7 protein-coding genes are annotated in these 8138 nt (G+C 74.5%); 5 read left to right on the forward strand and 2 right to left on the reverse strand.

All coding sequences use genetic code 11. From position 1 onward, the window contains the following. Positions 1-104: 104 nt before the first annotated feature. Together AC07AL_RS16605 and AC07AL_RS16610 are read right to left on the reverse strand one after the other, a co-directional pair. On the reverse strand, positions 105-887 hold the full coding sequence (locus AC07AL_RS16605; RefSeq protein ID WP_478317705.1) for a glucosamine-6-phosphate deaminase: 783 nt from the start codon (positions 885-887) through the stop codon (positions 105-107). 275 nt (positions 888-1162) lie between these two features. Then, positions 1163-1570, reverse strand: coding sequence for a hypothetical protein (locus AC07AL_RS16610; protein ID WP_363630528.1), 408 nt, complete (start codon positions 1568-1570; stop codon positions 1163-1165). Positions 1571-1852: 282 nt separating this feature from the next. Here AC07AL_RS16610 and AC07AL_RS16615 point away from each other — a divergent pair, with 282 nt between their 5' ends. The 5 genes from AC07AL_RS16615 to AC07AL_RS16635 all read left to right on the forward strand — a co-directional run bounded on the left by AC07AL_RS16615 (position 1853) and on the right by AC07AL_RS16635 (position 8020). Continuing rightward, positions 1853-2614, forward strand: a complete 762-nt coding sequence (locus AC07AL_RS16615) for a serine/threonine protein kinase (RefSeq protein WP_478317706.1) — start codon at positions 1853-1855, stop codon at positions 2612-2614. Continuing rightward, entirely contained in the window at positions 2611-4197 is a 1587-nt protein-coding gene (locus AC07AL_RS16620) for a protein kinase domain-containing protein (protein WP_478317707.1), read from the forward strand. The genes AC07AL_RS16615 and AC07AL_RS16620 overlap by 4 nt, the downstream gene beginning before the upstream one ends. 91 nt (positions 4198-4288) lie before the next feature. Beyond that, positions 4289-5389, forward strand: a complete 1101-nt coding sequence (locus tag AC07AL_RS16625) for a calcium:cation antiporter (RefSeq protein ID WP_400985010.1) — start codon at positions 4289-4291, stop codon at positions 5387-5389. Positions 5390-5781: 392 nt separating this feature from the next. Continuing rightward, on the forward strand, positions 5782-7104 hold the full coding sequence (locus tag AC07AL_RS16630; protein ID WP_363586441.1) for a geranylgeranyl reductase family protein: 1323 nt from the start codon (positions 5782-5784) through the stop codon (positions 7102-7104). Positions 7105-7336: 232 nt separating this feature from the next. Then, entirely contained in the window at positions 7337-8020 is a 684-nt protein-coding gene (locus AC07AL_RS16635) for a TNT domain-containing protein (protein WP_363586440.1), read from the forward strand. The last annotated feature ends 118 nt before the right edge of the window (positions 8021-8138 follow it).

The following is an 8138-nucleotide window of genomic DNA, read 5'->3' on the forward strand; positions in this document are numbered from 1 at the left end:
TCCACCCCCCCCCCCCCCCCCCCCCCCCCCCCCCCCCCCCGCCCCCTCTCCCCCCCCCCCCCCCCCCCCCCCCCCCCCCCCCCCCCCCCCCCCCCCCGCCGACCTCAGAGCTTCTGCCAGGCCGGCTTGGCGGCGTAGGTGTCGCGGAAGTAGTCGGCGAGCTTGAGGCCGGAGGCGGCGGCCTCGTCGACCACCACGGTGGCGTGCGGGTGGAACTGCAGCGCTGAGGCGGGGACGGCGGCGGACAGCGGGCCCTCGACGGAGAGGGCGACGGCCTCGGCCTTGGCCTCGCCGGTGGCGAGCAGGACGAGGTGGCGCGCCTCCAGGATGGTCCCGATGCCCTGGGTGATGACGTGGTGCGGGACCTCGTCGAGGCTGTCGAAGAACCGGGCGTTGTCCTCCCGGGTCTGCCGGGTGAGCGTCTTGATCCGGGTCCGGGAGGCCAGCGAGGAGCAGGGCTCGTTGAAGCCGATGTGGCCGTCGGTGCCGATGCCGAGCAGCTGGAGGTCCACGCCGCCGGCCGCGGCCAGCGCGCGGTCGTAGGCGGTGGCCGCCGCGGCGATGTCCGTCGCGTTGCCGTCCGGGCCGAGGAAGGAGTCCTCGGTCAGGCCCAGCGGCTCGACGACCTCGCGCAGCACCACCGAACGGTAGGACTCGGGGTGGCCGGCGGGCAGGCCGACGTACTCGTCGAGCTGGCAGATGCGCGCCCGGGAGGCGTCGAGCCGGCCGTCGCGGACCCGCTCGGCGAGGGCCTGGTAGATCGGCAGCGGCGTCGAGCCGGTCGCCACGCCGAGCAGGGCCTCGGGCTTGCCGGTCAGCAGATCGGTGATCGCCGCGGCGATGAGTTCGCCGGCCGCTGAGGCGTCAGGGACGATCACGATTTCCATACTGGTCCACCGTTCTGAGCCGGGTGCTTGGTCTAGACCCTTGAGGTCTAGACCAGTTTGCCGTGAACGGGTGCCCCAGGTCCACTCGGGCCCTGGTCGGAGCCGCTCTGCCGGCCCCGGACCGCCGGGAGCCGACCTGCGAGGGCGCCGCATGCCGACGGGCCGGCCGCCGGGTGCGCTGGCGGCCGGCCCTGGAGCCGGGGCGCGGGCGCCCCGGCGGATGGGGTGGGTCGGGTCGATCGAGGGCCCCGGTGCTGGTGGAGCGGCGGGGTCCGTCAGAACGGGTTGGTGCAGGTGGTGACCTGCTGGGTCGCCTCCAGTGCCGGGCCGGCGGTGGCGCAGATGATCCGCAGGTCGGTGGTGACGACGCGCGGGGTGACCGCCTTCGCGGAGCCCAGGCGCACGGTGGTCGCGGAGGCGATCGTCTCCCACGGGCTGCCCCAGGCCTTCTGGGTCCGCACCTCGACCTGAACCATCGTCAACTGGCGCGGGTCGGCGGAGACCTGGGCGACGCCGAAGAAGCCCTCACCGTCGTGCTGGTGCGAGATGCAGGGCTTGTTGAGCACGGAGGCGCAGGCCACCGCTTCGTTCTCGGTCGTCGCCGGGGCCGCGATGGCCGGTCCGGCCGCCAGGCCTGCTATCCCTGCCACCATCATCGTCACAGCTGCGATCCGAGCGCGCATGATATGAACCTCCTTGGAAATTAAGGGGATCTCACTCCTTGAGATGAGTCTTGCATAGAACGTGGACATGCCGTGTGTGTGTTGCGTCACACTCAAGGTGACCATTCAACTACGTGCTGCAACCACCCGTCGAACGGTCGACGGACCGACAGGTGGGCGGCCCGGGGGCAACTCGGCGACGCCCGGGTCGGGTTGGCGGTGTCCCTTCACTCGTCCGAGTGGCGAACTGCCGTCGGGGCGAATCGGGCCGTTAGCATCGACCCGAACCACGGAGGTGTCGGCGTGGACACGGTCATCGTGCAACTGCCCGACCGGGAGCCCGTGATGGCACCCGGCGAACCGCCCGGCCTGCTGCGGATGGGCCCCGGCGAGGCCGCGGCGTTCGGGCGCGGCGAGCCCGGCCGTCCGGCCCCCATCCCCCTGCCCGACCAGGGCGTCTCCCGGCGCGCGGGGGAGGTCACCGCCGCCGAGGACTACTGGCGGCTGTCCAACTTCAGCACCTCCGCCACCTACGTGGTGGAAAACCTGGAGGGCGCGGGCGAGCACGTCAAGGTGGCGCCCGGCCGGCTCGGCGCGCCCGTGCCGTTCGAGTTCTCCCGGGTGCTGCTGCCCGCCCTCGGCGAACCCGCCTGGTTCAAGGTCTTCGCCCCGCAGCACGCCTACCTGGCGGGCCGGCCCGGCGGCGTCGGCGGCGAACTCACCGTCAGCCCGTTCGCCCTCGACCCGACCGCCAAGTACTTCCTGGTGCTGCTCGCGCTCTGCGAGCCCCGGCTGCGCTCGCCCTCCGCCGCCGTCGTCCCCGGTGTGACGGAGGTGCTGGCCCGGCTGCGCGCCCTGCCCTCCTGCCACGGGCTGACCCGCTCGGCGGTCAACTACCACATCGACTACCTGGTGTGGACGAAGCTGCGGCTGCGCGAGCCCTACGAGGACGGCCCCGGCGGCGGCAAGCGCGAGGAACTCGCGGCCCTGGCGCTGAAGTTCGACCTCGTCCGGGAGGAGCACCTGGCCCTGCTCCCGCCCCGGCGCCCGGCCGCCCGACCGTGAGGCCCGCCGGCCAGGCGCCCGACGGGCAGCCGCCCGACGAGCCGGCGTCCGAGCAGTGGGTGCCGGAGAAGGACCAGCCCCCGCCGGACCAGCAGTTCGAGGTACCGGCCGGCTACCGGCTCGCGGGCTACCGCACCGGCGCCTACCTCGGGGCCGGCGCCTGGGGCAGCGTGTACGCGGCCGAAGGCCCCGACGGTGCCCCGGCCGCCGTCAAACTGCTCAGCCCCGCCCGGCTCAGCCCCGGCCAGCGGCGGACCATGACGGAGGTCGCCCGCAGCGAGATGCGCTTCAGCCGCCGCGCGGACCACCCCCACCTGATCCGCACCCTCGCCGTGACGGTCGTCGACGACCCGGCCCACCCCGGCCTGGACGGCGCCGTCGCCCTGGTGATGGAACGCGCCGCCCGCAGCCTCCAGGACGTCCTCGCCGCCGCCCGCCCCGGCACCCCGGTGCCCGGCGCCGGACGCGTCCTCACCGAGGTCTGCGCCGGGCTCACCCACATGCACCGGGGCGGCTGGGTGCACGGGGATCTCAAACCGGCCAACATCCTGCTGATGCCCGACGGCACCGCCAAGATCGCGGACTTCGGCCTCACCGCCGAACTGGAGGGCACCCACGCCTACACGCCGCCGCTCGGCTCGCCCGACCACGTCCCGCCCGAGTGGTGGTCCGAGCGCACCGGCGCGCGCGGCGTCGCGGTGCGCCCCAGCGCCGACATCTGGGCCTTCGGGGTGATCGCCCACCAGGTGCTCACCGGCGGCCTGCACCCGTTCCTCGGTGCCACCGCCCGGGCCCGCTCGCTGGCCGCCCAGGCGTACGCGCGCGGCGCGGCGCCGCTGCGGCTGGACGAGGCGCTGCCCGGGCCCTGGCGGGCCGTGGTCACCGCCTGCCTGGCCCCCGGGCGGGAGGAGCGGGCCCGCGCCGACCTCGCCGCGCTGGTCGCCCGGGCCGGCGCGCGTCCGGCCTGCCGCCGCGGCGGCGCCCTGCGGGCCGCCACCGGCCTGCTGGCCTGCGCCGCCGCCGTCCTCGCCCTGACCGGGGCCCCCGAGCCGGAGGCCGCGGAGCATGGCGCGGCAGTACCCGCCGTGGGGTCGGCCGCCCGCCCGGCCGCGCCCCCGCCGCCCGGCGCGATCCCGGCCGGCTCCGACGTCCCGGTGGCCTACCGCGGCATGATCGAGGTCGCCGCCCGGCGCTGCCCCGAGCCCGAGATCACCCCGGCGCTGCTGGCCGCGATGCTCAAGGCCGAGAGCGGCTTCGACCCGAACGCGGCCCGCCCCGAGACCGGCGAGTACGGCATCGCCATGTGGACGCCCGCCGTCTTCGACGCCTGGGCGAAGGCCGCGGCCCACGACGGCCCCAAGTCCTACCTGGATCCGGGCGACGCGATCGCCGCGATGGGCAACTACGTCTGCTGGCTGGACCAGCAGCTCAAGCACCGGGGCCTCACCCGCGACCTGCCGGCCCTGGTGACCGCCGCCTACCGGACCAGCGACAAGACCGTGGCGGCCGCCGGAGGCGTCCCGGAACGGGTCCGCCCGCACGTCGACAAGGTGCTTCGGTACCTCGCCGACTACGGCGGGTGAGCGGGCAAAACGGGATGAGTTGTACCACATCCCTACGTATCCCGGCGCGGGCAACCGGGTGGGCGGCCCCCGGTCTGGGATGCTCGGCGGCATGATCACGAAGCTCCGCGCGGCCGCCGCGCAATGGACCGTCGTCGTTCCGGTGGTGTCGTTCGTCGTCCTCGCCCTGACCTGGCACCGGGACCTGCCCGGTTGGGTGGTGGGCGTCGTCGCCTGCTTCCTGGCCGGCGCCGTGCTCGCCGCCGTGCACCACGCCGAGGTGATCGCGCACCGGGTCGGGGAACCCTTCGGATCGCTCGTGCTCGCGGTGGCGGTCACCGTGATCGAGGTCGCGCTGATCGTGACGCTGATGGCCGACGGCGGCTCCAAGTCCGCCACCCTGGCCCGGGACACCGTGTTCGCCGCCGTGATGATCACCTGCAACGGCATCCTCGGCCTGTCCATCCTGGTCGCCGCGATCAAGTACCGGACCGCCGTCTTCAACGCCGAGGGCACCGGCGCCGCGCTCGCCTGCATCGGCACCCTGGCGACCCTCAGCCTGGTGCTGCCGACCTTCACCACCAGCTCCCCGGGCCCGCAGTTCTCCACCACCCAGCTGGTCTTCGCGGCCACCGCCTCGATCGTGCTGTACGGGCTGTTCGTGACCACCCTGACCTTCCGGCACCGGGACTACTTCCTGCCGGTCACCCCCGAGGGCCGGGTGCTCGACGAGGAGGATCACGCCGCGCCGCCGACCGCCAGGGCCGCCTGGATCAGCCTGCTGCTGCTCGGCGTGGCCCTGGTCTCCGTGGTCGGCCTCGCCAAGGGCGTCTCGCCGACCATCGAGTCCGCCGTGGACGACGCCGGACTGCCGCACTCCGTCGTCGGCGTCGTGATCGCCCTGCTCGTCCTGCTGCCGGAGACCATCGCGGCGCTGCGCGCGGCCCTGCGCAACCGGTTGCAGACCAGCCTCAACCTGGCCCTCGGCTCGGCGCTCGCCAGCATCGGCCTGACCATCCCGGCCGTCGCGATCGCCTCCTCCTGGCTCTCCGGCCCGCTCGTCCTCGGCCTCGGCCCGGCGCACATGGTGCTGCTGACCCTGACCATCGTGCTCGGCACCCTGACGGTCATCCCGCGCCGGGCCACCCCGCTCCAGGGCGCCGTGCACCTCGCCGTGCTGGCCGCCTACGTGGTGCTGGCGCTCAACCCCTGACGCCGCCGGTGGCAGTTCCACGGAGCCCCTGCCGTCCGACACCGCCGTCGGAGGCAGGGGCTCCGTGGTCTCCCGGGGGAGCGTGTCGGACGGCGGCCCGCCGACGGGCCGGGCCCCGTCTCCGGCGCGGTGGTCAACGGCGGGCCCCGACCCGGCGGGTGACCGCGCAGCCGCCCCCGTGGCCGGTATTGACCGGTCATCGGGGCGGGCCCGCGTGTCGGGGCGGCGGGCGGGTGCCGTGGTTCTCTATCGTCCGTCTCGGACCGCCGAGTCCGGCCGCGTCCGAATGGCCCCGTCCGAACAACCTGTCCGAATGACCCTGTCCGAGTCCGTCCGGGCAGCCCTGCGGCCCCGGCGGGCCCGCAGTCGATCCGACCCCGTGGGAGTGCGTGATGCCCGGCCCAGAGCAGCAGGTGCCCGCAGACGGCGGCCGGGCCCCCCGGCCCGCCCGGACCGAGGAGAACGCCGACGTCATCGTGGTCGGCGCAGGCCCGGCCGGCTCCACCGCCGCCTACCACCTCGCCCGCACCGGCCTGGACGTCCTGCTGCTGGAGAAGTCCGCGTTCCCGCGCGAGAAGGTCTGCGGCGACGGCCTCACCCCGCGCGCCGTCAAGCAGTTGACCGACCTCGGCATCGACGTCTCCGAGCAGGCCGGCTGGCTGCACAACCAGGGGCTGCGGCTGATCTCGGGCCGGCGCGCGCTGGAGTTCGACTGGCCCGAGCTGTCCGCCTACCCCGGCCACGGACTCGTCCGCCGGCGCGCCGACTTCGACGAACTGCTCGCCCGCCGGGCCGCCTCGGCCGGCGCCCGGCTGATCGAACGGGCCAACGTGGCGGGCCCGTTGGTGGACGAGCGGAGCGGCCGGATCACCGGTGTCACCGCGAAGCTCGGCGACGAACGCCGGCCCGTCAGCTACCAGGCGCCGGTCGTGGTCGCCGCCGACGGCAACTCCACCCGCCTCTCCGTCGCGATGAAGCGCTACCGCCGCACCGACCGCGCCATGGGCGTCGCCTACCGCACCTACTTCACCACCCCCCGCCACCAGGACCGCTACCTGGAGGCCTGGCTCGACCTGCGCGACCCGGGCGACCCCGCCCGCCGCCTGCTGCCCGGCTACGCCTGGGTGTTCGGCATGGGCGACGGCACCGCCAACGTCGGCCTCGGGGTCCTCGACACCGCCCACGTCGACCTCGACTGGCGCGACCTGCTCCGCCGCTGGTGCGACAACCTGCCCCCCGCGTACGGCTACACCCCCGACGCCGTCACCGAGCCCGTCCGCGGCTCCGCCCTCCCGATGGGCCTCAACCGCCAACCCCACTACGCCGACGGCCTGTTGCTCATCGGTGACGCCGGCGGCACGGTCAGCCCCGGCACCGGCGAAGGCATCGCCTACGCGATGGAATCCGGCCGCTACGCCGCCGAGACCATCGTCCAGGCCCTCGCCCGGCGCACCGACCGCGGCCGCGAACTGGCCCTGCGCGCCTACCCGCAGGCGCTGCGCTCCGCCTACGCCGGCTACTTCGCGCTCGGCCGCCTCGCCGCCGACCTGCTCGGCCGGCCCAGGCTGCTCGGCGCGGCCGGCGCCGCCGGGCTCGGCCACCCGGCGCTGCTGAAGGTGGCGTTCCGGCTCATGGTCAACCTCACCGAGCCCAACTCCAAGGACGCCCTCGACCGGCTGCTCCACCTGGTCGGGCGGGTCGCGCCGGGGCGCTGACGGGGCGCTGACGGGGCCGGCCGTCCGGAGTGTCCGGCCGGTGCCGAACCGTTCATTCTTTCGGGTGAACCGGTCCGGCGTCCGGGGGTTGGCCGGAACCGGGGAATTCGGTGCGCCTTCGGCCAAGTCGTGTTGACGGATGATCAGCTGATCCGCTTGCCTGGTGCCGAAACGGACACGGAGGGTGAGCAGGACGCCCCCTCCGTGCGACCCCCCTCACGACGGAGACACCGTGCGCCTTCGCCTTCGCCTGCTCGTCGCGCCACTCGCCGCGGCCGCCGCCCTGATCGCCCCGAGCATCCCGGCCGCCGCGGCCGACACCGCCACCGCGGGCACCTCCGCCCGGGCCGCCACGCCCTCCGACGAGTGCTCCGCCGACTTCTACCAGGGTGACAAGCGGCTCGGCCCCGCCGACCTGCCCACCACCGGCCGGGTCGGCAGGGAACTCGTCGGGTACCAGCGCACCGGCTCCCTGAGCGAGCAGCAGTTCCTCACCACCTACTACGACCCGGCCGGCAACAACGGCGCCGGCGGCTGGATCTACCCGCCGTCCGACGGCTACGTCACCCTGCCCGACGGCACCCCGGTCGAGTTCGATCTCACGCTCTACCCGAACCAGAACATCGACCGCTACGGCAGCGAGTACGGCGCCTTCCTCGCCCCCGAGGGACTGCCCTACTCCACCCGCTCCATCCCGCCGCAGAGCCTCGACGGCACCCCGCCGGCGGGCTGCAACTACCACGACTACAAGGTGGTCAAGCCCTTCAAGGTGCACGCCGGCCCGATCGCCCCGTGGTTCGGCCAGCCCGGCTGGGGCCTGCAGTACCAGCTCGACGCGAGCCTGCTGCCCGGCGGCCCGGCCAAGCTGAACGTGCTCTGGCTGGTCGACAACGGGTACCTGTCCCGGATCGTCTGACCCGGCCGTCCGGGGGGGGGGGGGGGGGGGCACCATGCGTCGGACCCATCACCAGAAGGCCCGGGAGGGAACCACAGGACGATCGAACAACCGAAAGGCCTGAAACACCCACCAGGCA

This window comes from Kitasatospora sp. NPDC043949 (assembly GCF_056435365.1).

What these genes read in the sequence shown, in the direction of transcription:
- AC07AL_RS16625 (WP_400985010.1), top strand. Translation starts at nt 4,289, where the DNA reads ATGATCACGAAGCTCCGCGCGGCCGCCGCGCAATGGACCGTCGTCGTT.
- AC07AL_RS16610 (WP_363630528.1), bottom strand. Translation starts at nt 1,570, where the DNA reads ATGCGCGCTCGGATCGCAGCTGTGACGATGATGGTGGCAGGGATAGCA.
- AC07AL_RS16605 (WP_478317705.1), bottom strand. Translation starts at nt 887, where the DNA reads ATGGAAATCGTGATCGTCCCTGACGCCTCAGCGGCCGGCGAACTCATC.
- AC07AL_RS16630 (WP_363586441.1), top strand. Translation starts at nt 5,782, where the DNA reads ATGCCCGGCCCAGAGCAGCAGGTGCCCGCAGACGGCGGCCGGGCCCCC.